The organism is Rhodovulum bhavnagarense, from assembly GCF_004343505.1.
Classification (GTDB): domain Bacteria; phylum Pseudomonadota; class Alphaproteobacteria; order Rhodobacterales; family Rhodobacteraceae; genus Rhodovulum; species Rhodovulum bhavnagarense.
Window position 1 is genome coordinate 103,530 of the sequence record NZ_SLXU01000006.1, and the last position, 24,492, is coordinate 128,021.

The 24,492-nt window shown below is 65.6% G+C and carries 23 protein-coding genes, 1 tRNA gene and 1 pseudogene; 15 read left to right on the forward strand and 10 right to left on the reverse strand.

Going from position 1 to position 24,492, the window contains the following annotated elements; translation table 11 throughout:
- Positions 1-185: 185 nt before the first annotated feature.
- Genes EV663_RS08355 through tsaD form a run of 4 tightly spaced genes read right to left on the reverse strand, consistent with a single transcriptional unit; the run spans position 186 to position 2,927 of the window.
- Entirely contained in the window at positions 186-599 is a 414-nt protein-coding gene (locus tag EV663_RS08355) for an EVE domain-containing protein (RefSeq protein WP_132951339.1), read from the reverse strand.
- Entirely contained in the window at positions 599-880 is a 282-nt protein-coding gene (locus EV663_RS08360) for a YciI family protein (RefSeq protein ID WP_132951340.1), read from the reverse strand. Before EV663_RS08360 ends, EV663_RS08355 begins: the two co-directional genes overlap by 1 nt.
- Positions 877-1,842: an NAD(P)H-dependent glycerol-3-phosphate dehydrogenase gene (locus EV663_RS08365; RefSeq protein WP_132951341.1), complete on the reverse strand. Its 966-nt coding sequence runs from the start codon at positions 1,840-1,842 to the stop codon at positions 877-879. The genes EV663_RS08360 and EV663_RS08365 overlap by 4 nt, the downstream gene beginning before the upstream one ends.
- Positions 1,839-2,927 carry a tRNA (adenosine(37)-N6)-threonylcarbamoyltransferase complex transferase subunit TsaD gene (gene tsaD, locus EV663_RS08370; protein WP_132951342.1) on the reverse strand — a complete coding sequence of 363 codons (1,089 nt, stop codon included), beginning with the start codon at positions 2,925-2,927 and terminating at the stop codon, positions 1,839-1,841. The genes EV663_RS08365 and tsaD overlap by 4 nt, the downstream gene beginning before the upstream one ends.
- Before the next feature lie 75 nt (positions 2,928-3,002).
- Here tsaD and EV663_RS08375 point away from each other — a divergent pair, with 75 nt between their 5' ends.
- The 4 genes from EV663_RS08375 to EV663_RS08390 all read left to right on the forward strand — a co-directional run bounded on the left by EV663_RS08375 (position 3,003) and on the right by EV663_RS08390 (position 6,539).
- A complete protein-coding gene (locus tag EV663_RS08375) occupies positions 3,003-3,725 on the forward strand; it encodes a uroporphyrinogen-III synthase (RefSeq protein ID WP_132951343.1) in 723 nt (240 codons plus the stop codon).
- Between the two features lie 82 nt (positions 3,726-3,807).
- Positions 3,808-4,995 carry a COG4223 family protein gene (locus tag EV663_RS08380; RefSeq protein ID WP_132951344.1) on the forward strand — a complete coding sequence of 396 codons (1,188 nt, stop codon included), beginning with the start codon at positions 3,808-3,810 and terminating at the stop codon, positions 4,993-4,995.
- 13 nt (positions 4,996-5,008) lie between these two features.
- Entirely contained in the window at positions 5,009-6,406 is a 1,398-nt protein-coding gene (locus EV663_RS08385) for a heme biosynthesis protein HemY (RefSeq protein WP_132951345.1), read from the forward strand.
- Between the two features lie 57 nt (positions 6,407-6,463).
- Positions 6,464-6,539: transfer RNA gene (locus EV663_RS08390), tRNA-Thr, on the forward strand.
- A 156-nt stretch (positions 6,540-6,695) separates the two neighbouring features.
- Here EV663_RS08390 and EV663_RS08395 read toward each other — a convergent pair.
- A pseudogene (locus tag EV663_RS08395) lies at positions 6,696-7,082 on the reverse strand (transposase); the annotation flags it as partial.
- Positions 7,083-7,905: 823 nt separating this feature from the next.
- Positions 7,906-9,957 (reverse strand): DEAD/DEAH box helicase, encoded by a 2,052-nt coding sequence (locus tag EV663_RS08405; protein ID WP_243697911.1) that lies wholly within the window; start codon positions 9,955-9,957, stop codon positions 7,906-7,908.
- A 266-nt stretch (positions 9,958-10,223) separates the two neighbouring features.
- Here EV663_RS08405 and EV663_RS08410 point away from each other — a divergent pair, with 266 nt between their 5' ends.
- The 6 genes from EV663_RS08410 to EV663_RS15960 all read left to right on the forward strand — a co-directional run bounded on the left by EV663_RS08410 (position 10,224) and on the right by EV663_RS15960 (position 16,296).
- Positions 10,224-11,132, forward strand: coding sequence for a flagellar motor protein MotB (locus tag EV663_RS08410; protein ID WP_425057132.1), 909 nt, complete (start codon positions 10,224-10,226; stop codon positions 11,130-11,132).
- An 87-nt stretch (positions 11,133-11,219) separates the two neighbouring features.
- Positions 11,220-12,521 carry a flagellar hook protein FlgE gene (locus EV663_RS08415; protein ID WP_132951346.1) on the forward strand — a complete coding sequence of 434 codons (1,302 nt, stop codon included), beginning with the start codon at positions 11,220-11,222 and terminating at the stop codon, positions 12,519-12,521.
- Between the two features lie 22 nt (positions 12,522-12,543).
- The gene (gene flgK / locus EV663_RS08420) at positions 12,544-14,001 is read left to right on the forward strand and encodes a flagellar hook-associated protein FlgK (RefSeq protein ID WP_132951347.1); all 1,458 of its coding nucleotides are present in this window, start codon (positions 12,544-12,546) and stop codon (positions 13,999-14,001) included.
- A 3-nt stretch (positions 14,002-14,004) separates the two neighbouring features.
- On the forward strand, positions 14,005-15,018 hold the full coding sequence (locus tag EV663_RS08425) for a flagellin (protein WP_132951348.1): 1,014 nt from the start codon (positions 14,005-14,007) through the stop codon (positions 15,016-15,018).
- Entirely contained in the window at positions 15,015-16,118 is a 1,104-nt protein-coding gene (locus EV663_RS08430) for a flagellar basal body P-ring protein FlgI (protein ID WP_132951349.1), read from the forward strand. Before EV663_RS08425 ends, EV663_RS08430 begins: the two co-directional genes overlap by 4 nt.
- 52 nt (positions 16,119-16,170) lie before the next feature.
- On the forward strand, positions 16,171-16,296 hold the full coding sequence (locus EV663_RS15960) for a hypothetical protein (protein WP_279432539.1): 126 nt from the start codon (positions 16,171-16,173) through the stop codon (positions 16,294-16,296).
- 190 nt (positions 16,297-16,486) lie between these two features.
- Here the strand turns inward: EV663_RS15960 and fliP are convergent, their stop codons facing one another.
- From fliP to fliF, 4 genes are read right to left on the reverse strand one after another with little or no spacing between them, the layout of a single operon-like run.
- Complete coding sequence (gene fliP / locus EV663_RS08435) at positions 16,487-17,221, reverse strand: flagellar type III secretion system pore protein FliP (protein ID WP_132951350.1); 735 nt, start codon at positions 17,219-17,221, stop codon at positions 16,487-16,489.
- A 3-nt stretch (positions 17,222-17,224) separates the two neighbouring features.
- The gene (locus EV663_RS08440; protein ID WP_132951351.1) at positions 17,225-17,506 is read right to left on the reverse strand and encodes a FliM/FliN family flagellar motor switch protein; all 282 of its coding nucleotides are present in this window, start codon (positions 17,504-17,506) and stop codon (positions 17,225-17,227) included.
- Positions 17,499-18,077 carry a FliH/SctL family protein gene (locus tag EV663_RS08445; RefSeq protein WP_132951352.1) on the reverse strand — a complete coding sequence of 193 codons (579 nt, stop codon included), beginning with the start codon at positions 18,075-18,077 and terminating at the stop codon, positions 17,499-17,501. Before EV663_RS08445 ends, EV663_RS08440 begins: the two co-directional genes overlap by 8 nt.
- Entirely contained in the window at positions 18,077-19,654 is a 1,578-nt protein-coding gene (fliF, locus tag EV663_RS08450) for a flagellar basal-body MS-ring/collar protein FliF (RefSeq protein ID WP_132951353.1), read from the reverse strand. Before fliF ends, EV663_RS08445 begins: the two co-directional genes overlap by 1 nt.
- A 120-nt stretch (positions 19,655-19,774) precedes the next feature.
- Here fliF and EV663_RS08455 point away from each other — a divergent pair, with 120 nt between their 5' ends.
- From EV663_RS08455 to EV663_RS08475, 5 genes are all read left to right on the forward strand, one after another.
- Positions 19,775-20,254 (forward strand): flagellar basal body-associated FliL family protein, encoded by a 480-nt coding sequence (locus tag EV663_RS08455; protein ID WP_243697912.1) that lies wholly within the window; start codon positions 19,775-19,777, stop codon positions 20,252-20,254.
- A gap of 11 nt (positions 20,255-20,265) precedes the next feature.
- Positions 20,266-20,640, forward strand: coding sequence for a hypothetical protein (locus EV663_RS08460; protein ID WP_132951354.1), 375 nt, complete (start codon positions 20,266-20,268; stop codon positions 20,638-20,640).
- Positions 20,637-21,212: a MotE family protein gene (locus EV663_RS08465; protein ID WP_132951355.1), complete on the forward strand. Its 576-nt coding sequence runs from the start codon at positions 20,637-20,639 to the stop codon at positions 21,210-21,212. Before EV663_RS08460 ends, EV663_RS08465 begins: the two co-directional genes overlap by 4 nt.
- A 63-nt stretch (positions 21,213-21,275) precedes the next feature.
- Positions 21,276-22,145, forward strand: a complete 870-nt coding sequence (gene motA, locus EV663_RS08470; RefSeq protein ID WP_132951356.1) for a flagellar motor stator protein MotA — start codon at positions 21,276-21,278, stop codon at positions 22,143-22,145.
- Positions 22,145-24,352, forward strand: coding sequence for a hypothetical protein (locus EV663_RS08475; RefSeq protein WP_132951357.1), 2,208 nt, complete (start codon positions 22,145-22,147; stop codon positions 24,350-24,352). The genes motA and EV663_RS08475 overlap by 1 nt, the downstream gene beginning before the upstream one ends.
- Positions 24,353-24,492 lie beyond the last annotated feature (140 nt).

Here is a 24,492-nt window from a genome sequence, read left to right on the forward strand (position 1 = left end):
ACCGAATGCGCCGCACTTGGGTTTTGCCCCGGCGTCAAGGCCCCGCTAGTCTAGAGCATGCCGCCGATATGGCCGACCCCCATGGACCTGGTTTCACGTGCGGTGCGCAGGGTGCGCGTGGGAGGATGGGGGGCTCGGATCGTCAGGGCCCCCCATCTTTTTCCGATCCGGCCGGGCGCCGCGGGTCAAAGCCCGCCCATCGTGCAAATGATATCCCATTCTTCCCGCGTGACGGGTTGAACGGACAGGCGTGAATTGTTGACCAGGACCATGTCCGAAAGCCGCGAATCCGACTTGCACATGTCCAGCGTCACCGGCCGAGGCAGCGATTTTACCGCCTTGATATCAACGCATTCCCAGCGCGGATCGTTGGCCTTGCTGTCGGGATGCGCCTCGGCGATCACCTCGACGATGCCGACGATCGCCTTTTCCTTGAGAGAGTGATAGAAGAATCCCCGATCGCCGATCTTCATCGCCCGCATGTTGTTGCGCGCCTGGTAATTGCGCACCCCGTCCCACTCCTCGCCCGTATCGCCCCGTGCGACCTGGTCATTCCAGCCCCAGGTGCCCGGTTCGGACTTGAACAGCCAATGGCGCATCAGCCGACCACCCGTTTCCAGGTCTGGATGGTGACGTTTTCGAACAGTCCGGCACGCGCATAGGGATCGTTTTCCGCCCATGCCTCGGCCGTGGCGCGATCGGCCACGTCCAGAACCACCAGCGATCCGCACATCGCGCCGTCATCATCGAGGAATGGTCCGGCAAGCGTGACCACCCCGGTTTCGGCCACATAGGCGAGGTGCGCCTCGCGGTTGGCGGTGCGGGTGTCCAGGTGACCGGGCTTGTCGCGGCAAATCAGGGCGAACAGGGGCATTGTCATTCCTCCTTGAGGGGGCGGGAAAGCAGGGTTTTCACAGCCTCGGCAATGCTGCGCTGGCCGTCAATCACCTGTGCGACGCTTTGGGTCACGGGCATTTCGATGCCGCGGGCCTGGGCGATGGCGGCGACGGCGCGGGCGGTGGCCGCACCCTCGACCGTCACATCGGGGTCGAACCAGGCCCCTTTTCCCAGGGCCGCGCCATAGCGGAAATTGCGCGATTGCGCGCTGGTGCAGGTCAGCACGAGGTCACCGAACCCGGACAAGCCGGCCAGCGTTTCGGGCTCTGCGCCATGGGCGCAGGCAAAACGTTGCATCTCGGCAAAGCCGCGCGTCATCAGCGCGGCGCGCGCGCTGTCGCCGAGCCCGGCACCGATCACGATGCCCGCGGCAATCGCCATGATATTTTTCAGTGCCCCGCCCAGTTCCGCCCCGGTGATGTCGGTGCTGCGATACAGCCGCAAGGTCGGGGTCGATAGCCTTTCTTGCAATTCGGCGCCCCGCCGCGGGTCGCGACAGGCCAGCGTCAGCGCGGTGGGCAGGCCGCGCGCGATATCGGCGGCAAAGCTGGGACCGGTCAGGATCGCGGCGGTGGCGCGCGGGCAGGTTTCGGCGATGATCGCACTCGGCCCGCGCCCGGTTGCCATGTCCACGCCCTTGCAACAGGCGATCAGCGCCCGAGCGTCCAGTACCATGGCGGCGCCCTTCAGGAACCCGGCCAATGCCTGCATCGGCACCGACAAAAGAACCGTTTCGCACCCGGCCAGCGGGTCGAGTTCGGCTGTGACGGTGACCGGGTCGGGCAGGACAATGCCCGGCAGGCGGGGCGTTTCACGGCTCTGCATCATCCGGTCGGCAAAGACCGGGTCGCGAGCCCAAAGGGTGACGGGCCTGCCCGCGCTGGCCAGCGTCACGGCCAGCGCCGTGCCAAAAGCGCCCGCACCTGCGATGCCGATCCTGGTCATGCCTTTGCTCCTTTCCTGCCGGCCCCGACCAAGGCCGGGCTGGTCTGGTCAAGCGGCCAGCGGGGGCGGGCGGCAAGGGTCATGTCGTCCTGCTGGCCTGCGCGAAACCGTTCCAGACCCGCCCAGGCGATCATCGCGGCATTGTCGGTGCAAAGACTCAAAGGTGGCGCGACGAACGGTAATGCGGCCTCGTCCGCCACCTCTTGAAGGGCGGCGCGGATGCTGCGGTTGGCGGCAACCCCGCCCGCCACTGCCAGCGCACTCAGCCCCTCGGGCGCGGCGGAAATGGCGCGCCGGGCCTTTCCCGCCAGCACGTCGCGCACCGCGGCCTGGAAGGAGGCGCACAGGTCCGCACGGTCTTGCACGGTGATGCCGCCCTGTTCCGCGATGAGGCTGTCGCGAGCGCGCAGCAGGGCGGTTTTCAACCCCGAAAACGACATGTCGCAGCCAGGCCGGTCCATCAGGGGGCGGGGGAAGGCGAACCGTTTCCCGTCGCCTTTTTCCGCCTCGGCCTCTACCGCGGGGCCGCCGGGCTGGGGCAGCGCCAGCAGTTTCGCGGTCTTGTCGAACGCCTCTCCGGGTGCGTCGTCGATGGTGCCGCCCAGCCGCGTGAAATCATCCACCCCGCGCACGGCAAGAAACTGGCAATGCCCGCCCGAGGCCAGCAGGATCAGGTAGGGAAAATCCAGCCCGTCGGTCAGGCGAGGTGTCAGCGCATGGCCCGCAAGGTGGTTTACCCCGACCAGCGGTTTGCCGGTCGCCGCCGCCAGGCCCTTGGCGCACATCACCCCCGACAGAACTCCGCCGATCAAACCCGGCCCGGCGGTTACCGCGATGGCGTCCATGTCAGACAGGCCCAGCCCGGCACGGCGCAGCGCCTCTTCGACGCAAAGATCCAGTCGTTCGGCATGGGCGCGGGCGGCGATTTCCGGCACCACCCCCCCAAAAGCGGAATGCAGCGTGGTTTGTCCCCGCACGACGGAGGACAGGATTTCGGGTGCGCCGCCCGGCCCGGCGCGCACGACCGCGGCCCCTGTATCGTCACAGCTGCTTTCCAATCCGAGTATGGTCAGGGTGTCGCTCATGGCTCTGCCGTTGCGTCCAGTCTGGCTGGCAGGTAACACCAGCACCAGCGCCGGCACAATCCCGCGAGGTTCCCCATGTCCGACAGCTTGCCCCTGCTGCTGCTGACCCGTCCCCGAATGCAGGCCGACCGTTTTGCCCGGCAATTCACCGAACGCTTCGGCAGTGACTTTGCCATCGCCATCGCGCCTGTCCTGGAAATCGTTCTGTATGATCGGCCCGTCAGCCTCGATGGGGTGGGCGGTGTCGTCTTTACCTCTGAAAACGGGGTGGCAGGGCTGGCAGCCGTGACCACGGACAGGACGCCGCATGCGTATTGCGTGGGCGACCGCACGGCCGATGCGGCGCGCGAGGCTGGGTTCCAGGCGCGGTCTGCCCGTGGCACGGCCGAGGAGCTGATCGAGGTGATCGCCGCCGATCCGCCCTCGGGCAGCCTGTTGCACCTGCGCGGCGAACATGTGCGCGGCGATATTTGCGGTGCGCTTTCCGCGCGTGGATTCGCGGCCACCGATTGCGTAGTTTACGATCAGCGCGCCTGCGAGATCCCTCAGCCGGTCAAGGATGCCGTGGCCGATGCAAGGCTGACTTACCTGCCGCTGTTTTCGCCCCGCTCTGCCCGGATCGTGTCTGCCGAACTGCGCGCCAGCCCGGCCCGCCTCGCGATCATCAGCATGAGTCCCGCTGTCACCGAGGCCTGGACTGGGCCCGCGCCCGAGTCCCTGGTCGAGGCCGCCTATCCCGACGGGGCAGGGATGTTGGACGCGTTCGAGACGCTGATTGCCGCATCGCGCGCGCCTTGAGGCCATCAAGACGACTCAGTAAGGTGCAAGCGATCACGCGAAGGTGTGACAATTTGCGTAGCGAATCGAAAGGCAGCGTCCCGTGGCAGATACCGACGACGACAAGAAGATCGACACCGCCGACGATCGGCCCGAAACCGGCGCTGCGCAAGAGGCCGACGCCCAGCAGGCCCGGATCGCAGAATCCGCAGACGATGAGGTGATCGAGGCGCAGGTCGAAGAGGCCGAGATCGTCGAGGACATCCCCGACCCCCAGCCAGAGCCGGTGGCGGAGACCGGACCCGCCCCGACGCCCGCGCCCCAGCCAAAGCGCAAGGGCGGGCTGTTTATTCCGCTGATCGGCGGCGTGCTGGCCGCGGGTATCGGCTATGGCGCGGCGCAATACATAAAGCCCGAGGGCTGGCCTTTCCCTGGCACCGCGACGGGCGCCGATGACGCGGCCCTGTCTGCCCTGTCCGACCGACTGGCCGCACTGGAAGGCCGGGTTGCCAACCTGCCGACCGAGCCTGCGCCGGGCCAGGCCCCGGACATGAGCGCCTATGACGACCGGCTTGGCGCCTTGGCCAAACAGGTCGCCGCCCTCGAAACCGGGCTGGAAAATGCCCGGATTACCGGCGGTGGCGACGAGGCCGCCGCCGCGCTGGCCGCCTATCAGCAGGAACTGGAACAGATGCGCGCCGAACTGGCCACCCAGCGCGATGAAAACGCGCGCTTGGCCCAGTCGGTTGCCGCCGTGGCCGACGAGGCCGAGGCCGAGGTTGATGCCGCGATGGAACGCGCCGCCCTGATCGAGGCCCGCGCCGCGATCATGCGCATCGATGCCGCGCTGGCCAGCGGCGCCCCGTTCGCGGGTGCCCTTCCGCAGCTTGGCGAGATCGAGGTGCCTGCTGCGCTGGCCGATATCGCGGGGCAAGGGGTGGCGACGCTGGCCGCCCTGCAAGAGGATTTCCCAACTGCCGCCCGCGCCGCGCTGGATGCCGCACTCAAGCAGCGTGCCGATGGTGACGTGGGCGATCGCGTCGGGGCGTTCCTGCGCAGCCAGCTTGGGGTTCGGTCCCTGACCCCGCGCGAGGGCGATGATGCCGACGCGGTGCTGTCGCGTGCCGAGGCCGCGCTGCGGCAGGGGGCGCTGGATGCCGCGCTTGCCGAACTCGATATGCTGCCCGATGCTGCGCGTGGTGAAATGGCCGGATGGATTGCCAGGGCCGTCGCCCGCCAACAGGCCGTGGCCGCCGCCCAGTCGATCGCGCAATCTCTGAACAGCAACTGAGGACGCCCGCAACATGCTTTGGTCCCTTGTCAAGATTCTCGTCTTCGTTCTCCTCGTTGCTGCGCTGAGCTATGGCGCCACCGTTCTGATGGAAACCGGCCCCGGACTGCGTGTCGCGGTGGGTGAAGTGGAATTCGTTCTCGGACCGCTTCAGGCGGTTATCGTGGCCTTGATCCTGTTCGCCGCCGTCTGGATCGTTCTCAAGATCGCCGGTCTGCTGGTGGCGGTTCTGCGTTTTCTGAATGGCGATGAAACCGCGATCTCGCGCTACTTCTCGCGCTCGCGCGAACGGCGTGGATTCCAGGCGCTGGCCGACGGGATGATTGCGCTGGCATCGGGCGAGGCCCGGCTGGCGATGTCGAACGCGACCAAGGCGGAGCGTTATCTGCGCCGGCCGGAACTGACCAACATCCTGGCGGCCCAGGCAGCCGAGATGCTGGGCGACAAGAAACGCGCCACCGAAACCTACAAAAAGATGGTGACGATCGATCAGACCCGGTTTGTCGGTGTCTGCGGGCTGATGAAACAGAAGCTCGCGGAGGGCGATACCGAAACCGCGATGAAACTGGCCGAAAAGGCCTTTGCCCTGAAACCCCGCCACGGCGAGACCCAGGACACGTTGTTGCGATTGCAGGCCCAGGCCGAGGACTGGAAAGGCGCACGCGCAACGCTGAATGCAAAATTGCGCCATGGCAACCTGCCGCGCGACGTGCACAAGCGGCGCGATGCCGTGCTGGCTCTGTGCGAGGCGCGCGATTGCGCGGTGGACGGAAACGCCGCCAAGTCGCATGAGCTTGCGCTTGAGGCCAACCGCCTGTCGCCCGATCTTGTGCCTGCCGCCGTCATGGCGGCGCGGGCCTATGTCGAACAGGGCAAGCCTAACCTCGCCTCTCGCCTGCTCAAGCGCGCATGGGAGGCTCAGCCGCATCCCGATCTTGCCGCGGGCTTTGCCGCGATCGTGCGCGACGAGACCCCGCAAGAGAGGCTTCAGAGGTTTGCCGAGTTGACCGCGCTGCGCGCGGATGATCGTGAAACCCGGATGCTTCTGGCCGAATTGAACATCGCGGCCGAGGATTTCAACGAAGCTCGCAGGGCGCTGGGCGATCTGCCCGAGACCGAGCCAACGGTGCGGGTGCTGGCACTCATGGCCGCGATCGAGCGCGGACTGGGCGCAGAGGACAGCGTGGTGCGCGGTTACCTCGCGTCGGCGCTCGGCGCGCCCGGCGGCCAGCAGTGGATCTGCGACAACTGCGGAACCATTCATGATGAATGGCGCCCGCTTTGCAGCAAATGCGGCGCCTTTGACGCCATCACCTGGAAATCCGCCCCGACTGCCCCGTTGACCCTGCCCGGTGGCGCCAACATGCTGCCGCTTCTGGTTGGCACGAGCGGGGAGGGCCAAAACGGCTGAAACCGAAAAAAGGGTCTACACACCCCCCGGCCGGGGTGCTAAAGACCCCGCCACAGCGCCGGTGTAGCTCAGCTGGTAGAGCACGTCATTCGTAATGATGGGGTCGGGGGTTCGAGTCCCTTCACCGGCACCACTGTCAAGCAGAAAAGTCCCGAGAAACCTTGGTTTCTTGGGGCTTTTGCTTTTTGAGGGCAGGATTTTGCCCCACAAACTGCCCCACACACCGCTCTCGAAAGGCTCGTGCCGAGGCGTAGCCCATGGTAGTGTCAAAGATCTTTCGCACTTTCGATCACGCGACGACGGCTCCCTGGGTTTGATCCGCAAACAGCGGGGTCATGTTCATGTACTTGCGGGTGGACCAGTGGGTCCCGGCGACGTGACGCAAGCGGGCCGCTGCCAGGTTGAGGCAGGACTTCCCGTCCGGAAATGCTCCGACGACCCGGGTGCGGCGGCGGATTTCCCGCATGATGCGCTCCAGCGGGTTGTTGGTTTTCAGCTTGATCCAATGGCTATCCGGAAAGCCGTAGTAGGTCAGGGTCTCGTGGCCGCTCTCGTCGAGCAACTCAGCGGCCCTGGTCAGCTTCATGGCGCGCAGCTCGGCGATGACGGTCGTCATCTTCTCGGCCGCGGCCTTGCGGCTTTCCTGCGCATGGATCGCCTTCAGCATCTTCGCGATGTGACCACCACCGTTGAAATTCTCGGTCCCGGTCGAAAACCAGACACCGTCCTCTTGGCCCGTCGCCGGCCCACCGTAGGCAGACCCGGTCAGAGACGCCGAATGCAACAGAACGTTCTGTACGTCACGCCACCCCATCGGATTGCCGGCGGCATCGGCGGCCACATGCCAGCGGGTCTCGGCGGCGTTCGATCCCATGCCCTCGGGGATTAGGCACAGCCCTGTCGTACCGCCCACCTTCGCCGCCAATTGCAACCTTCGCCCCTCGCGCAGGTTCAGCGCCCGGGTGATCTCTAGGATGACAACGGGCAGCGCGCCGTCTTTCAGGGCCTCCTCGGCCACGGCCAGTGCATCGGTCTGATCCTTGGGGCGCGCCAGAAAAAGTCGCGCAGGATTGAGATAGCCCAGAAGCCCCTGCGGCATGATCGTGTCGCCGAGCCAGCCCTCCCGGATCCAGAGCGCCCCATCCCGCACGGACATCGCCGCAAATCCCACCGCAACAGGCCCGCCGACCTCATGGACACGGGCGGGCCGGAGAGGAAAGAGATCTCGAAGATCGACTCGCATGAGTGAGAACGTAAGGCGAACTCTGGGTCCGGGCAACGTCCGTATTTGTTTGCTGTGTTGCGGTGATAAACCAATCGCTTAACGACAGATTCGGGCCGGCCTCCGACGTCTGGTTGTTTCTGTTGGTTACCCGAAAGATCCCGCGTGGCATGGTTTCGCCGGGGCCCGCCCCCGCGCGCGCAGTGAATGGCAGTTCTGACAGGCCGCGCCGCCGCATGTCGCGTTTTGGGCGAACGGCAGGAAAGGGCGGGCGCGTTCAGGGCTTCGGCGATGGTTTCCTCATCGGGCGCGCATCCGGTCCCTTTGCTGCGCGCGTCTTGATGCGTTTCGGCTTGTCGCTATCTGGTCGGCCTTTCTCGCGCTCGCGACGCGGTCCAAGCGGCTTGGATGGATCGGCGGCATTCTTGCGCTTTTTGTGGTCCTGTCCGGTGCCCTTGCCGTATGGCCTCTTTTCCCTGGTGCCTGCGCTTTTGGCCTGTGCGTGATCTGGCTTCGTGCGCTTTGGTCTTTTCGCCTTGTGTTTCCCTGGTCCGTCTTGCGGCGCATCGGGTTTTCCCTTGTGCGGCTCCGCCTGGACCGACCCGGCGGGTTCGGGTTCACCTGCATGCCCCCTGCCGGGGGACGATGTATGGGATTCGCGCTTTTGGTGAGGCGCCTTTGGCGGAGACTTCGGCGTGGCCGGCGGGCCTTTCGGAGAGGCGTCAAGGTCCGGCATGCCCGGCAGTTCGGTCAGACGCGCGCCCTGTTCGATCTCCAGCTCGGGACCGAGTTCGGTTTTCATGGCGGGCACGGCAGCAGTCAGGATCTCGATGAAGGTTTCCTGGTATTGGACACGAATGGCCCCGATTGAGTCTTTTGACAGGCCTGCATTGCGGCACAGCATGGGAAGCAGCCACCGCGGCTCGGCGCGCTGCTTGCGCCCCAGGGACAGCGAAAACCAGGTACTTGGCCCGAATGCGGCCGGCTCGCGCGTCTTGCGCGCCCCCGGCTCGGGGATATCGCCGAGGATCTCCGGCGCAGAGTTGCGGTCGCGGTAGAGCCGCAGGTAGGCCGCCGCGATCTTCTCGGCCGAATGAACGTCCAACAGACGCTCGGCGAAGCTCTGTTCTTCCGGGCTGAGCGGGCGTTCCCACGAAGGATCAGACATCAGCCTGTCCTCGTCGCGCGCAAGGACCATTTCGGCCGACGGCGGCGTGCCCCATTCGGCGTCCAGGTTGGCGGATCGCAAGAGGCGCTGCGCCTTCGACCTTTGGCGCCCCGGGACGATGAGTACCGAGGTTCCCTTGCGCCCGGCGCGCCCGGTCCGCCCGGACCGGTGCAACAGCGATTCCGCGTTGGATGGCAGATCCGCGTGGATCACCAGTTCAAGACCGGGCAGGTCGATGCCGCGCGCGGCCACATCGGTGGCGATACAGACCCGCGCGCGACCATCGCGAAGGGCCTGCAAGGCGTGGGTGCGCTCCGACTGGCTCAACTCGCCGGAAAGGGCAACGACCGAAAACCCCCTGTTGGAGAACTTGGCCGTCAGCCGCGCCACCATTGACCGGGTATTGGCAAAGACGATCGCCGTTTGCGCGTCGTGATACCGGAGCAGGTTGATGATCGCCTTTTCGATATCCGACGGGGCCACGGTCAGCGCAAGATAGGCGATGTCGGCGTGCTGCGCGTCCTTGTCGCCGACCTCGATCCGCCGCGCGTCTTCTTTCTGGTAGGTTTGCGCAAGCTTTGCGATTCCGCGCGGCACCGTCGCGGAGAAAAGCAGCGTGCGACGGCTGTCCGACGTGTGATCGAGGATGAATTCGAGATCCTCGGAAAACCCCATGTCGAGCATTTCATCTGCTTCGTCGAGGACGACCGCCTTGACGTCGCCCAGGTCGATCACGCCCCGGGACACATGGTCCCTGAGGCGGCCGGGTGTTGCGACGATGACATGCGCGCCGCGCTCGATCGCCCTGCGTTCGGTGCGTGCATCCATGCCGCCGACAGCAGACGCGGTCATGATCCCGGCCTCTGCGAACAGCCAGTCGAATTCGCGCTGGACCTGCATGGCCAATTCCCGCGTGGGCGCAATGATCAGGGCCAGCGGTGCCGCCGGGCGCGCGAATCGTCCGTCTGTGTCCAGCAGATCCTGCGCAAGCGCCAACCCGAAGCCGACCGTCTTCCCGGACCCGGTCTGCGCCGAAACGAGAAGGTCAAGCCCGGCCAAGTCCGGCTGTGTCACCGCCACTTGCACCGGCGTCGGTTCGAGGTAGCCTTTGGCGGCCAACGTCGTCGTCAGCGTTTCGGGCAGTCCGGAGAAATCCTGCATGCATCACCTGAAGGGGGAAAGACCTTTCACTTAAGGATGTTGACAGAGTTTGTATAGACCGCAGAGAGTACCTGATCCGATCTTGGTTGGCTCAAGAGAGGCCCATCTGTCTTGCACTGTTCACCACCACCCGCGCGCAAGGCCAAAATGTTTCCTGCTTATCTTGGCATCCCGCCCGGACCGGTCAAGCCGGGGCGGCCTGGCATCCGGCGGCTGTGAGTGGTGCAAATCGCGAGCATTTGAACTGTTAAGACCGCGTTCAGCCGATGCGCCCTATCCTTGTGCGCGGGTGGCAGATCGAGGGGACAGCGATGGGCGAGGGCCGCAATGGACCTGTCATCATCAAGCGCAAGAAAATCGTGTCTGGCAGCGGGCATCACGGTGGCGCCTGGAAGGTTGCCTATGCCGATTTCGTCACCGCGATGATGGCCTTTTTTCTGTTGATGTGGCTGTTGAACGCCACGACAGAGAAACAGCGAAAAGGCATTGCCGACTATTTCAATCCAACCGTTCCGGTGACCAGGATATCGGGCGGCGGCGATGGAAATTTCGGCGGCGACAGCATCTTTACCGAAGAGTTGCTGGCCAAGATCGGAACCGGCGCGACTCGCGACAATTCCAGCCCGGAACGCGCTGCACGTGGCGAAACGGGTCAGCTGCCTGAAAACACCGACGCGGCCGAAGCGGACGAAAACCGAGAGGCCCGCGCGATGCGCGACCTTGCCGACCGGCTGACCGGGCGCGGCGGTGAGGCAATGCTGAGCGTGCAGGCGCAACGCCATATCGTCACGCGGCTTACCGACGAAGGGCTGGTGATCGAGATTTTCGATCTGGACGAAGAGCCACTCTTTCAACCCGGCAGCGCCATGCCCCGCCCCATTTTGCGCGAGATTGCCGTGGCGATTTCCGACGTCTTTTCAGTGGTGCCCAATGGGGTATCCGTCGCGGGCCATGTCCGCGCGCGCCCTGTTGTGCTGGCGCATAACCCTGTCTGGGGTCTGTCGACCGACCGTGCCGATGTCATGCGCAGTCTGATGCAAGAGGCCCGTCTGGATCCTGCGCGCCTGCGCCGCGTGAGCGGCCATGCCGATCGCGAGCCGGCCAGCGCCCCGCCGATGGCGGTGCGCAACAACCGACTTGAGGTTGTTCTCTTGCGCTCTGACCTGTGGGAATAGGGCGAATTTTATCCGTTAGCGGCCCGTTAAGTCGGGGCCGTTATGGCTTGGACAGATAGCGGGCTTGGGCCGCAGAGAGGTAAGCCAATGACGATTTCTTCTTCGCTTAATGCCGGGGTGGCGGGCCTGAACGCGAATGCGTCGCGCCTTGCGACGATCTCGGACAATATTGCCAATTCCTCGACCTATGGATACCGGCGGGTGGAAACAGATTTCCATTCCATGGTCCTGTCCGGCGGTGCATCGGGGGGCTATTCGGCCGGTGGCGTGCGGACCTCGACCACGCGGCTGGTCGATAGCCCCGGCACGCTGGTCAGTACCGCTAACCCCACCGACCTGGCGCTGAACGGGCGCGGTATGTTCCCCGTGACCGACATCACCGCAGTCGAGCAGGGTGGGGAACTGCCGATGATGATGACGCCAACCGGCTCTTTCCGGCCCGATTCCAATGGTATCCTGCGCGATCCCGGCGGTCTTGTCCTGATGGGCTGGCCGGCCAATCCCGACGGCACCATCCCGCACTACCCGCGGGATACCGCCAATGGGCTTGAGCCGGTTCAGATCGGCCTGAACCAATATGCCGCCGACCCGACGACGGCGATCACGCTGGGTGTGAACCTGCCCGCGACCGCGACGGCCTTTGACGGCCCCGGCGATTCACAGGAACTGACCGTGGCCTATTACGACAATGTCGGCACCGATCAGCAGCTTGGCGTTACCTTTATCCCCACTGTGCCTGCCGCAGGGTCCAGCAATGAATGGACGATGCAGATCACGGATTCTGCCTCTGGTGGGGCGGTGGTCGGCGAATACTTGCTGACCTTTGACGCTAGTGCGGCCGCGGGCGGCACGCTCGCCTCGGTCGCGTCCTTGTCGGGGGGGGCCTATGACCCGGCGACCGGCGAAATGACGATCACCGTGAATGGCGGTACGATCGCGCTATCGATCGGGATGCCCGGCGATCCGGGGGGGATGACCCAGCTTTCAGATACCTTCGCGCCGACCTCGGTGGACAAGAATGGATCGCCCGTCGGCAACCTCGTAGCGGTCGAGGTCGATCCCGGCGGCATGGTCCAGGCGATCTATGATACCGGTTTCACCCGGACGATCTACCAGGTACCGATCGTCGACGTTCCAAACCCCAACGGCCTGATCGCCCTAGACAACCAGGCCTATGCCATTTCGCCGGATAGCGGCGGCATGTTCCTTTGGGATGCGGGCACCGGTCCCACGGGCAGCGTCCAGGGCTATGCGCGCGCGGAATCCGCCACCGACATAGCGGCGGAGCTGACCCAGATGATCCAGACACAGCGGGCCTATTCCTCGAACGCCAAGATCATCCAGACAGTCGACGAGATGTTGCAGGAAACCACCAACATCAAACGTTGAGTCACCTTCGGGGGCCTGAGCCATGAGCCTGAGCGCGTCGCTTTCCAATGCACTGTCCGGTCTGAGCCTTGCAACCCGCGGGGCACAGGTGGTCTCTTTGAATGTCGCCAACGCCACGACCGCGGGCTACGGGCGGCGCGTGATCGAACCCACGGTCGCAACGCTGGACGGGTCCGGCGCCGGCGTGCGGATCGGGGATGTGCGGCGTGAAAGCGATCCGTTGCTGATCGCCTGGCGCCGCGATGCCGAGGCAGAGTCGCAACGGACTGAAATCCGCACTTCCGCTCTTGATACGCTCGAGGCCGCATTCGGCACGCCGGAGCAGGGCGATGGCCTGACCGCCCGGCTGGCCGATCTGGACAATGCATTGATCCTGGCCGCAAGCCGCCCCGACAGCGACACCCGGCTTGCCGATGTTCTGGCGGCGGCCCAGACCCTGGCGGAGAGTTTCAACACGGCCTCGGATCGGGTCCAGACCCTTCGTCAAGAGGCGGAAACCGCGATTGCCACCGAAATCGAACGCATGACCACGGCATTGGCGCGGATCGCCGATCTAAATGCCGGGATTGTTGCCGCCCAGGCCGGCGGGCGGGATGCCAATGCGCTTCTGGATCAGCGCCAGTCCTTGGTCGATACGCTGGCCGGGATCGTTCCTCTTCGTGAATATGCGCGCGATGGTGGCGCAATCGCTCTTTATTCCGCGTCAGGGGCGACCCTGCTTGATGGCGAAGCGGCGGTGCTGGACTTTGCCGCCGTCAATACCGTCACCGCCGACATGACCTTGGCCTCGGGTGCGCTGTCGCATCCGACCCTGAACGGCACACCGGCCCCTGTCACCGGCCCGACAGGACCGCTCTGTGGCGGGCGGCTAGAGGCGCTGTTCGATCAGCGCGACCGGCTCGCGCCCACCGCGCAGGTTGCTCTCGACGCTCTGGCCCAGACCCTGGTCGAACGGTTCTCGGCCGCGGGGCTCGATCCGACCGTTTCAACCGGCGCGCCCGGCCTGTTCACCGATGCCGGTGCCGCACCTGGGCCAGGCCCTGCGCCCGGCCTTTCCGGCCGGCTTGCTGTCAATGCGGCCGCGGACCCGGGTGAGGGCGGCGCGCTCTGGCGGTTGCGCGATGGTCTCGGCGCGGTGTCGGCGGGGCCCGTCGGCGACGGTCGCCTGCTGTCGGCGATGGCCGACCGTCTATCAACCGCGCAGACAGTCCTGTCTGGCCCCCATGCCGGGCGCAGCCTGTCCTTGCACGCCCTCGCCGGTGAAAGTGCTGGTCACCAGTCGGTTCAGGCCGCGGCCGCGGCCGATGATGCCGCCTTTGCCGCCGCCCGCACCGCCTCCTTGCGCATGCAAGAGGCCAGCCTCGGCGTCGACAGCGATGCCGAGCTTCAGTCGCTCCTGCAATTCGAGAAACTCTATTCCGCGAATGCCCGGGTGCTTCAGGTGGTCAATGACATGTTCGAAAAGATATTGGGAATTTGACGCATGGAGATGTCTTCGATCGGTGATCTTTCGCGCGGCCTGATGATGCGCCGCCAACAGTCTGCCCTGAAAACAGAAATTTCCGCCTTGTCCGCGGCGCTTGCAACCGGGCAGAAACAGGATTTACGCTCCGATCTTCGGGGCGATTTCGGTCCCCTTGCCGCCATGAACCAGAGGCTGGGCGTGCTTGACGCCTACGATCATGCAGTCGGCGAGGCGGCCGCGTTCTTCGGGACCGTACAGGCCGCGCTTGGTGCTTTGGGCGATGGCGCACAGGAAGTCGGGCGGGCTCTTGCCGCTTCGGGCGGGTCGTTGACGCCGTCGACGCTTGATATCCATGCCGATCAGGCCAACAGCCTGTTCGATCAGGCCGTTGGCTGGTTGAATACCCAGGTTGCCGGGCGGTCGCTCTTTGCCGGGGCGGCAACTGACGGGCCCGCCCTAGAACCCGCCGCCGATATCCGGGCCGCCCTGGCCGCCGAGGTCGCCGGCCTGACAACTGCCGGTGATATCCGTGACGCCGTCCGCGGGTGGTTTCACACCCCCGGCGGCGGGTTCGAAACGCTGGCCTATCGAGGCAGCCCTCAGCCCGCCGGACCTTTGGTCTTGGCGCTGGGCGAAAAGGTCGAACAGCCCGTTCTGGCAAGTGATCCTGCGCTGCGCGAGCTTTTGTGCGGTCTCGCGCTTGCCTCTTTCGTGGGCGAGGATGGCGGCCTGGGGCTGGGTGCGGGTGAACGATCCGCCTTGGCGGGCATGGCCGGGAACACCGTGCTAGACGCGGCGCAGGGGGTCATCCTGCTCGGTGCCAGTGTCGGTATGGGCGAGGCTCTGATCGAAAGTATCGGCGCCGCCAACGCGGCCGAACGTGTCAGCCTGCAAGCTGCGCGCAATCGGCTCACCGCGGCCGATCCCTATGAAACCGCCACCGCGCTGGAACAGGCGCAAACCCGTCTTGAAACGCTTTACGCGATCACGGCGCGGCTGTCGCGGCTCAGCCTTGCGGATTACCTGTCATGATCGGCCGGGTGCTGATGCTGGTCCTGGCGTTCCTGGCCGCGTGGCCGGTGGCTGCGGCGCCGATCCGCATCAAGGATCTCGTCGAATTCGACGGGGTGCGTGGCAACGACCTCGTCGGTTACGGGTTGGTCGTGGGCCTGAACGGGACGGGTGACGGGATTCGTAACGCGCCGTTTACCGAAGAGATCATGTCGACCATCCTTGAACGGCTGGGCGTGAATGTCGCCGGCGAACAGTTTCGACCACGCAATGTCGCGGCGGTGTTCGTGACGGCCAGCTTGCCGCCCTTTTCCCGTGCGGGGTCGCAGATCGACGTTACCGTTTCTGCCATCGGCGACGCGAAAAGCCTTTTGGGTGGAACTCTCGTGATGACACCGCTCAACGCGGCGGATGGTCAGATCTACGCCGTGGCTCAAGGGTCGATCATCGCCGGGGGTGCCGCCGCCGAAGGGGCGGCCGCGACTGTCGTGCAGGGCGTTCCGACCTCTGGTACGATTCCGTCCGGCGCGCGGGTCGAGCGAGAGGTCGGTTTCGATTTTGCCAACCTGTCGCGCGTGCGCCTGGCCCTGCGGACGCCAGATTTCACGACGGCCGACCGGATCGAACGCGCGATCAATCGTGATTTTGGCCACCGGGTCGCACAGATGTTGGATGCCGGGACCGTGACCCTCGATATCGGCGCGACCCGCGCGCGCTCTCCCGCCCACGCGCTGAGCCGGGTCGAGAACATCACCGTCGAACCAGAGCGCAAGGCCCGCGTCGTCGTGGATCAGCGATCGGGAACGATCGTGATGGGCGACAATGTCCGGATCTCGCGCGTGGCGGTGTCGCAGGGCAACCTGACGCTTCGGATCGAGGAACAACCGCTCGTGGTTCAGCCCAACCCGTTCTCTGAGGGCGAGACGGTCGTGGTCCCGCGCACCCGGGCCGCCCTGGACGAAGAACCGGGCATCGGTCTCGCCGAGGTTCCGGGGGGAACCTCGTTGTCTCAGGTCGTGTCGGGGCTGAATGCATTGGGCGTGGCACCGCGCGACATGATCGACATCCTCAAGAGCATAAAGGCGGCTGGCGCGTTGCACGCGGAATTCATCGTGCGTTAATGCCGGGGTGCGTTATACTTCTCCGCCCGGACCGCCCCGATCGATCCGTCGCATGCACCATCTGCGCGATGCCCTGTTCTCGCGCGCCGAGTCAGGCCGGGCATTCGCGCCCGGACATGATGGCGTGATCTTGGCCACGCTTGCCTTGACCGCCAATAGTGCAGGTCAATCGGTCTGAAATGACGGGGCGTCAATGGCGGCGGTGCCCCGCTCCGGGTGTTGTCCGGTGGTAGGCGTATGGCCAACTCTGCCCTCTCGCCAATTCGCGATCCGGTTCGCCCACGCGGGGGATCGTCATCCTGTCGTCTTTCACGACCCATGTGACGGTGGGGCGTGCCCTCGCTTTCGGGGCCCGGGTTGAACCGATCTTAACCTGCCGGGAAATAGCCCCGCACCAGCGCCTCCGAAATCAGCCTCCAGCCGTCGGCGACCACGAAAAAGGCAAGCTTGAAAGGCAGTGCCACCATTACGGGTGGTACCATCATCATGCCCATCGACATCAGAACGGCCGCAACCACGAGGTCGATGATCAGGAAGGGCAGAAAGATCAGGAACCCGATCTGGAAGGCGCGCGCGATCTCTGTCAACAGGAAGGATGGCACCAGAACAGAAAGCGGTACGGCCTCGGCCGTGATCGGCGGCGCCTCGGGGCGAAGACTGGCCATCGCGGCCAGTGTTTCTGGTTCGGTCCGGGCAATCATGAAGATGCGGAACGGCTTGACGACAAGGGGGATCGCGGCATCGACGGGCAGCGTTTCTTGGACCATCGGCTGGATGCCTTGTGTCCAGGCCTGGTTAAAGGTTGGCTCCATCACGAAATAGGTCAGGAACAGCGCCAGGCTCACAAGCAACATGTTGGGTGGCGATTGCTGCAACCCGATCGCCTGTCGCAGAATCGAAAGGACCGTGACGATGAAGGGAAAACAGGTCACCATGATCGCAAGCCCCGGCGCAAGGCTGAGCACAGTGACCAGCAGGATCAATTGCACCCCGCGCCCGGCCAGTGACCCGCCCTCGCCCAGCGAGATCGAGATTTCCTGGGCGGGGGCGGGCAGGGTCATGAGGCCAAGGAAAAGAGCGGCAAAGGCCAGGCGCGCGCCCATCGTTCAACCCGCCGCGCGCGTGTCGAGAATCTCGGTCAGACGCACGGCGATCTGGCCGGGATTGTTTTCGACCTCTTGCAGGGCGCCGCGGGCGATCAGCCGGTCACCGATGAAAAGTTCGACCGGGTCGTCGAGCTTGCGGTCGAGGGACAGAATCGCGCCCTGTTCCATGCCCAGAAGGTCGCGCAAGAGCGGTCGCGCCTGACCGACCGAGACGGTTATTTCGACAGGCACCTGGTCCAGGAAAGACGGGCCCAGTGCGGTATTGGGGGTGGGGTTAGCCATGGCGGCGTGTCTCCTCTGTATTGGGGGCCAGAAAATCGTCGAGTGCCGTTCCCAGGTCGCGCAGCATCGCATCCAGATCGATTTCGCGGGCCTGTCGCGGGGTGGACAAAAGTGCCTGGCCCGGGCCAAGCGAGTCATCCCTGATAAGTGTCAGGGGCAGGTTGGGCATATCCGCCAGCAAGGGTTCCAGCGCGGGGGCATTTTCCGGGCAAACGTGCAGTTCCAGCGGGCGGTCGGCCAGGTCCCGGGCAAGCGGTAAAACGCTGTCGGCCACGGTCCGGGCGAACCCCTTGGAGGCGAGCGTTGGCAAGACGCAATCCACCATCGCGCTCAGTAATGGGGCAAGGCCGCCCATGATATGCGCGCGCGCCTCGTGATAGCCAAAGGCCATGTCACCGAGTGTCTTGCCGAATTCGGCTGTGATGTGGTCCTGTGCCTGGGCCTCGGCGGCCGCCGCATCGTCCCATCCGGCCTTGTAGCCTTCCTCGTAAGCGCGCAGCCGGTCCTCGGCCTGGGGCAGGGGTTCGTCATCGGCACGGGCGGCGAAATCTTCCAGTGGAAAAGCCCGCATCAGGCCCGCTCCGCGGTGTCTTCCATCCAGCTACGCAGGATGGCCATGCTTTCCTCGCGCCGCTCGGTGATGGCCTCGCGCAGGCGGGCAACGGGGTCTTCGCCGGGGGCGGGCAGGCTTGCCACCGCAAGTCCATCGGTATCATCCGGATGACCGCTATCGACAGGGTCGATTTCGCCGCTCAGCCAGGCCTGTGCCCCCGCGGGCCCGGTCGGGGCGGGCAGGCCGGGTGGCAATCGGTGCGACCCCGACAGGATCGGACGGATCACGAAAAGCCCGAGAACCATTGCCACGATGGCCAGAATCGCAAGTTGAATCATCGTCATCGGGTCGAGGCGAAGCGGTTCAAACCAGGCGGTGCGCGGTCCGGTTCCGTCCTCTGCAGGTGCCTCAAGGGGCATGGATTTCAGCGTGATGACATCGCCGCGCGCCTCGTCATAGCCGACGGCGGATGCGATCAGGTCGCGCAGGTCCGATAACGCCTCCTCGGGCAGGGGCGCCCATATGGGTGTGCCATCCGGCCCCTGTTCGGTCGTCCCGCCGACCAGGACGGCGATGCTCAACCGGCGGATCGCGCCGGGCAGACGCAGGATCTCGCGCTCGGTCTCGGAAATGTCGTAATTGACGCGCTCGCGGGTTTCCGTTTCGCGCTGCTGGCTGCTGCGCGCGGTGCCGGCATCGCCGTCGGGAAGATTGCTGGCAACGGTAACGGCGCCGCCGCCGGTATCGTTGGCGGTCGTCGCGCGTTCCTCGGTCTCGGCGCTGATGGCGACGCGTGCCTCGGGGTCGACACGGCGTTCGCGGATCGATTCCGTCTCTGTTTCGGTTTCTATGCTGATCTCGACCACGGCCCGGCCCGGTCCAAGGCGCGCGGTCAGGATCCGTTCCAGCCGCGCCTTGAGTGCGGCCTCGCGGCTATCGGCAAGAACGCCCTGCGCCGTGTCATCGGCAATGACGGTGCCGCGGTCGCCGTCGATCACCGAAACATCCTCGGGCGCAAGCCCCGCAACGCTTGAGGCCACCAGGTAGCGTAGCGCGCGCGCCTGCCGTGGTGCGATCCCGCTGCCGGCGGCGCGCACGGTCACCGCCGCGGACGGGGCGATATCGCGGGCAAAGGGCCGGGACGAGGGCGTCGCGATATGTACCCGAGCCGCCCGATAGGCCGGGTTAGCCAGAATCGTGCGGGCGAGTTCACCCTCTTTTGCGCGCCAATAGGCGGCATCGAACATCTGTGACGTGGTGGCAAACCCCGACAGCCCGTCCAGCAATTCATAGCCCGCCGGACCATTGGCCGGCAGCCCCTCGCTGGCCAGGGTCAGCCTCAGGCCATCGCGTTGCCGCGCATCGGCATAGATCGCGCTGCCGCGTACCTCGTAGGCGATGCCGCCCTGATCGAGGGCGCGCAGTATCTCGCCCGCGGCGGCGGGGTCGAGCCCTGAATAAAGAAGCGCCAGCCGCGGTGATCCGGCCATGCGCGACAGTCCCAGGACCGCCGCGAAAACGACAACTGTGGTGATCGCGACGATCACCTTCTGGCGATGTGTCAATCCATTCCAGACTGCGATGACCTGCTGCACCTCGACGTCTCCCGATCAGGGGGCACTTGCCCCGGTGGCAAGGCCAACCTGCGCTGGGGCGCCTTAAGATTCGGTTAGTCCGCATCAGGCTATGCACAGCCATCGGAGAGGAGCCCGCCCATGGCCGCAGACGACATGACCACGCCGGAAAACCCGTCGAAAAAACCACGCAAGCCCCTGATTTTAGGGCTTGTTCTTGCGATCTTGCTGGGCGGCGGCGGGTTCTACGCCGCCTATTCGGGCCTGATTCCCGCAGGCGGCCATGCCGCTGCGCCCACATCGGAGGACACGGCATTTGCCGATATCGCATTCCTGCCGCTTGATCCGCTGATCATCTCGCTCGGGGCGGATGCGGGCAGCCGCCACCTGCGATTCGCGGCAGAGCTCGAGGTGGATGCCGCCCGGCAGGCCGAGGTCGCGCATCTCAAGCCCAGGGTTCTTGACGTGCTTAACAGCTATTTGCGCGCCATCGATCTTGCGGAACTGGACGATCCCGGCGCGCTCATCCGGTTGCGGTCACAGATGCTGCGGCGTGTCCAGATGGTGACCGGTCCTGGCCGCGTGCGCGATCTGTTGGTGACCGAGTTCGTATTCAATTGAGGAGTCAGGAAATGACCTTGATCGCGGATGTTCTGCTTTTGGCGGGTGCGCTGGGCGCGACGTTATATTGTTTCGTACTGGCCCGGCGTTTGCGCCGGTTCACGGATCTGGAAACCGGGGTTGGGGGCGCGGTTGCCGTGCTTTCGGCGCAGGTGGACGAGATGACAAGGGCGTTGGCCGGGGCGCAGGAATCGGCCGAGGGCTCGACCGACAGTCTGGCCCGGCTGACCGGCCGCGCCGAAGAGGCCGCGCGCCGGTTGGAACTGCTGGTCGCTGCGCTTCATGATTTGCCCGCGGGGGCTGAATCCGCCACATCGGCATCACCCGTGCAAGAGACCCCGCAAATGCCAAGCTTTCGCCGTCACGGCGCAGAGCGTGCATCATGACCGCCCGCGTGCTTCCGGTGGTGGCCGGCCTGTTCCTCGTCTCGGTCCTGTTCCGGCTGGGCGATGGCACGGCGCTGGCCTTGGCCGAGGGATTGCGCGACCATGCCACGTCGGTTCCGTCGACCGGACAGGCCCGTTCGTCACAGGTGGCCTGTCCCGAACCGCCCGACATGGCTGCGGCGCTTGCCGCGCTGCGCGCGCGCGAGGCCCGGATCGTTACCCTCGAAGAGGCCCTGGCGCAACGCGAGGCCACGCTCGACATTGCGCGCCAAGAGGTCGGACATCAGATATCGCGGCTTTCCCGCGCCGAGGAATCGTTGCGCGCCACGTTATCGCTGGCCGACGAGGCCGCCGAGGCCGATCTCGCCACGCTGACCGATGTCTACCAAAGTATGAAACCCGAACAGGCCTCTGCGTTGTTCGCGCAGATGGCACCGGATTTCGCGGCGGGTTTCCTCGGCCGCATGCAGCCAGAGGCCGCCGCCGCGATCATGGCCGGGCTGGAACCGCAGGTTGCCTATTCGATCAGTGCCGTGCTGGCCGGACGAAATGCGCGCGCCCCCAAGCAGTGATGAGGCTTTGTTAATGCTTTGCCGCCAGCGTCGCCGCACCGGCCCCCAAAAGGAGAGACACCCGTGATCGGTATCGTCGGCATCGTCGTCATCTTCGTAATGGTGTTCGGCGGCTACATTGCCGCCGGGGGCCACCTTGGGATCATCCTTCATGCCCTGCCTTATGAAATGGCGATCATCGGTGGCGCCGCCGTGGGGGCCTTTGCCATTGGCAACGACCTGGGAACGATTAAGCAAACGGCGAGATCGCTTTCGCGCGTCTTCAAGGGGGCGAAGTGGAAGCCGCAGGATTACAGCGATCTGCTATGCCTGCTATTCGAATTGATCCGGGTGGCCCGGCGCAACCCGGTCGACCTGGAACCGCATATCGAGGCGCCGCAGGACTCGGTAATTTTCGCGCGGTACCCCCGAATCGCCGCCGATCATGAGGCCTTGTCGCTGATCTGTGACACGTTCCGGGCGGGGGGCATGAATTACGACGACCCGATTCAGGTCGAGGAAGTGCTGGAAAAGCGGCTTGAGGCCAGTCTGCACCACGCCTTGCATCCTAGCCACGCGCTTCAGACTCTGGCGGACGGTTTGCCAGCGCTGGGTATCGTCGCTGCCGTGCTGGGCGTGATCAAGACCATGAGTGCGATCGATCAGCCACCCGAAATCCTGGGTAAGCTGATCGGCGGTGCGTTGGTCGGCACGTTCCTGGGGGTGTTCCTTGCCTATGGCCTGGTCGGCCCCTTTGCGACCCGCCTGCGCGGTGTCGCCGAGGAGGACGCGCATTTCTATCACCTGATCCGCGAGGTTCTTGTCGCCAACCTGCACAACCACCCCCCGGGCATCTGCATAGAGGTCGGACGCCAGAACGCCCCCAGCCATTTCCGCCCCGGCTATGCCGAGCTCGAAGAGGCGCTCAAGGCCAGCAGGAGGGAGGCCGCGTGATGCCCCGCCTCCTGTTGGCACTGATCCTGTTGGTGTTTCCCGTGCTGGCGCCGGCACAGACCGTGCCGGTCCGGTCGGGCGAACATCCGGGGTTTACGCGCCTCGTCTTTGAAACGCCCGACCAGACATCATGGGTGCTGGGCCGCGGGGCGGAGGGGTATGAGTTGCAATTGGAAAAGGAGGGCCTTCGAATCGACCTTGCGCGGGTGTTCGACAAGATCGGGCGCACCCGTCTGTCGGCGGTTTCTCTTGATGCGCCGGGCCGGATCGGGCTGTCGGTGCGCGATGGCGTACATGCGCATGCGTTCGACCTGCGCGCGGGGGTTCTGGTCGTTGATATCCGCGATGGATCGCCACCGGCCGGATCGCCCTTTGAACTGCCATTCAAGACAGGATCAGGTAAGGCGCCCGGCCCGGCCTTGTCCCCCCTCCCACTCCTCCTTGCGCCGCGGCAGCCTGATCCTTTCGTGGCGGGGCTGCTCGCGCCGCGCCCGGGCAAAATCCGGCTTCCGGCCTTGCGCCGGGATCTCTTCCAGCAGGTCGGGCGGGCGGCCTCTCAGGGCCTGGTGGGCCCTTTGGCCCCGGCCCTTCGGGACGGAGACGAATCCGTAGGGGGGCCAGGCGCTGGAATGGCGGATCACGATGCCGACCCTCCGGCAAACATGACCGTCCGGACCAGTATCGACCGCGGGTTGGCCGGTGCCGTTGCGAAAAAATCGCGATCCGGCGTTGGACCTGCCTGTTGGCCGGACGCGGCGCTGGACGTGGCGGCGTGGCAAGGGGATCAGTCCCCCGCCGCGCTGATCGCTCAGCATCGTGGCGCCCTGTTCGACGGGCGCGACCGGACGCGACCGGGCGCGGCAGAACAGCTTGCCCAGGCCTATCTTGCGCTCGGGTTCGGGGCCGAGGCTGCCCGCGTTCTCGAACAGTTCGGGTCAGATGTTCCAGAGGCTGCGCTCTGGCGGCAGATGGCGGCCATTCTCGACGACGGGCAGGCCGCTGAACCGATGGTGTTCGAGGGGCAACTCGCCTGTCCCGGCGCGGCTGCGATGTGGGCCGCGCTGGCCTGGCCGGCCTTGCCGCCCGCCATGCCGCGCGACACTGCCGCAATCCGCCGCGGGTTTTCCGCCCTTCCTCCGCATCTGCGTCACCGTCTTGGCCCTCCCTTGGCACAGCGGTTCCTTGCGATAGGTGACATGACGACCGCCAGAGCGATCGGAGATGCCACGCTGCGCGGCAAGTTTGCGCCCGGTGACCCCCGGCTCCGGATTCTCGAGGCACGGCTCGCGCTGGATCATGCCGAAACTGCCCAGTCGGAGGAAACGGTCACCGCGATTGCCGACAGCGGCGCTGTTGACGCCGCCGAGGCGCTGGCGCTGTCGCTTGACCGGCGAATCCATGCCGAAACAGCGCCCCTGGCGGCTGACATCCTGGCCGCTGAATCGCTGGGCTTCGAATTGCGCGGTACGCCGATGGGGGACCGTCTGCGGGGGCTTGCCATCCTGGGCCATGGCCTGCATGGCGCGTTCCCGACTGCTTTCGCGAATTTTCAGGCGGCGCCGCCCGATGATGCCGGAGAAATCGCCGATGCCCTCACCGCGAGGCTGGCCGGTCACGGCAGCGATGCCGATATCCTGCGCGCCGTGCCGGGCGGTCCTGCCTGGGACGTCGTTTCGCAGGCTCGGCCTGCGGCGCGGGTGGCCCTTGCCAGGCGCTTCGTCACGCTCGGCCTTGTTTCCCAGGCCGAGACGCTGATCGATGGACTGCCTGGCCGTGATGACCCCGATCTTCGGATGGTGCTGGCCGAGATCGCCCTTTTCGGGCAGGCGCCGGGGCAGGCCCTGCAATATCTTTCAGGTCTGGACGGCTCTGCGGCGGCGGCGCTGCGTGCGCGGGCCAGGGCCGCGCGGGGTGATTTCCAAGGTGCAGCCGAGGCGGCGATGGCGGCTGGCGACCCCGCCCGCGCCATCGATTTCGCCTGGCTTGGACAAGACTGGTCCGCGATCCGGGCGATCGGTTCGCCGGATCAGAAACGCCTTGCCGATTTGCGCGATCTGCCGCTGCCCCCCGGGCCCAGCCTGGCCGGCGCCCGCTCTGTCCTGGTCCAAAGTGCGGATATGCGCGAGGCGCTCGATGCCTTGCTTGGGTCTGCGCCTGGCGGTGTCAGACCGACGGATGTTCAGACTTCATCAACCGGTGCGCCCTAGCCTGGTCGTGACAGCGGATTCGGAGGATAAGAAATGGCCGTTGCAGGCATCGTGCAAAGCGGGTGCAGTCGCGAGGTGCGGCCGCCAGCTCTTGCCCGCGCGGGATTGCCAGGGCCACTGCTGACCGACCGATCTGCTCC

Coding starts and splice junctions, on each gene's coding strand:
- EV663_RS08355 (WP_132951339.1), bottom strand. CDS start 599: ATGCGCCATTGGCTGTTCAAGTCCGAACCGGGCACCTGGGGCTGGAAT.
- EV663_RS08360 (WP_132951340.1), bottom strand. CDS start 880: ATGACAATGCCCCTGTTCGCCCTGATTTGCCGCGACAAGCCCGGTCAC.
- EV663_RS08365 (WP_132951341.1), bottom strand. CDS start 1,842: ATGACCAGGATCGGCATCGCAGGTGCGGGCGCTTTTGGCACGGCGCTG.
- tsaD (WP_132951342.1), bottom strand. CDS start 2,927: ATGAGCGACACCCTGACCATACTCGGATTGGAAAGCAGCTGTGACGAT.
- EV663_RS08375 (WP_132951343.1), top strand. CDS start 3,003: ATGTCCGACAGCTTGCCCCTGCTGCTGCTGACCCGTCCCCGAATGCAG.
- EV663_RS08385 (WP_132951345.1), top strand. CDS start 5,009: ATGCTTTGGTCCCTTGTCAAGATTCTCGTCTTCGTTCTCCTCGTTGCT.
- EV663_RS08405 (WP_243697911.1), bottom strand. CDS start 9,957: ATGCAGGATTTCTCCGGACTGCCCGAAACGCTGACGACGACGTTGGCC.
- EV663_RS08410 (WP_425057132.1), top strand. CDS start 10,224: ATGCGCCCTATCCTTGTGCGCGGGTGGCAGATCGAGGGGACAGCGATG.
- EV663_RS08415 (WP_132951346.1), top strand. CDS start 11,220: ATGACGATTTCTTCTTCGCTTAATGCCGGGGTGGCGGGCCTGAACGCG.
- flgK (WP_132951347.1), top strand. CDS start 12,544: ATGAGCCTGAGCGCGTCGCTTTCCAATGCACTGTCCGGTCTGAGCCTT.
- EV663_RS08425 (WP_132951348.1), top strand. CDS start 14,005: ATGGAGATGTCTTCGATCGGTGATCTTTCGCGCGGCCTGATGATGCGC.
- EV663_RS08430 (WP_132951349.1), top strand. CDS start 15,015: ATGATCGGCCGGGTGCTGATGCTGGTCCTGGCGTTCCTGGCCGCGTGG.
- EV663_RS15960 (WP_279432539.1), top strand. CDS start 16,171: ATGCACCATCTGCGCGATGCCCTGTTCTCGCGCGCCGAGTCAGGCCGG.
- fliP (WP_132951350.1), bottom strand. CDS start 17,221: ATGGGCGCGCGCCTGGCCTTTGCCGCTCTTTTCCTTGGCCTCATGACC.
- EV663_RS08440 (WP_132951351.1), bottom strand. CDS start 17,506: ATGGCTAACCCCACCCCCAATACCGCACTGGGCCCGTCTTTCCTGGAC.
- EV663_RS08445 (WP_132951352.1), bottom strand. CDS start 18,077: ATGCGGGCTTTTCCACTGGAAGATTTCGCCGCCCGTGCCGATGACGAA.
- EV663_RS08455 (WP_243697912.1), top strand. CDS start 19,775: ATGGCCGCAGACGACATGACCACGCCGGAAAACCCGTCGAAAAAACCA.
- EV663_RS08460 (WP_132951354.1), top strand. CDS start 20,266: ATGACCTTGATCGCGGATGTTCTGCTTTTGGCGGGTGCGCTGGGCGCG.
- EV663_RS08465 (WP_132951355.1), top strand. CDS start 20,637: ATGACCGCCCGCGTGCTTCCGGTGGTGGCCGGCCTGTTCCTCGTCTCG.
- EV663_RS08475 (WP_132951357.1), top strand. CDS start 22,145: ATGCCCCGCCTCCTGTTGGCACTGATCCTGTTGGTGTTTCCCGTGCTG.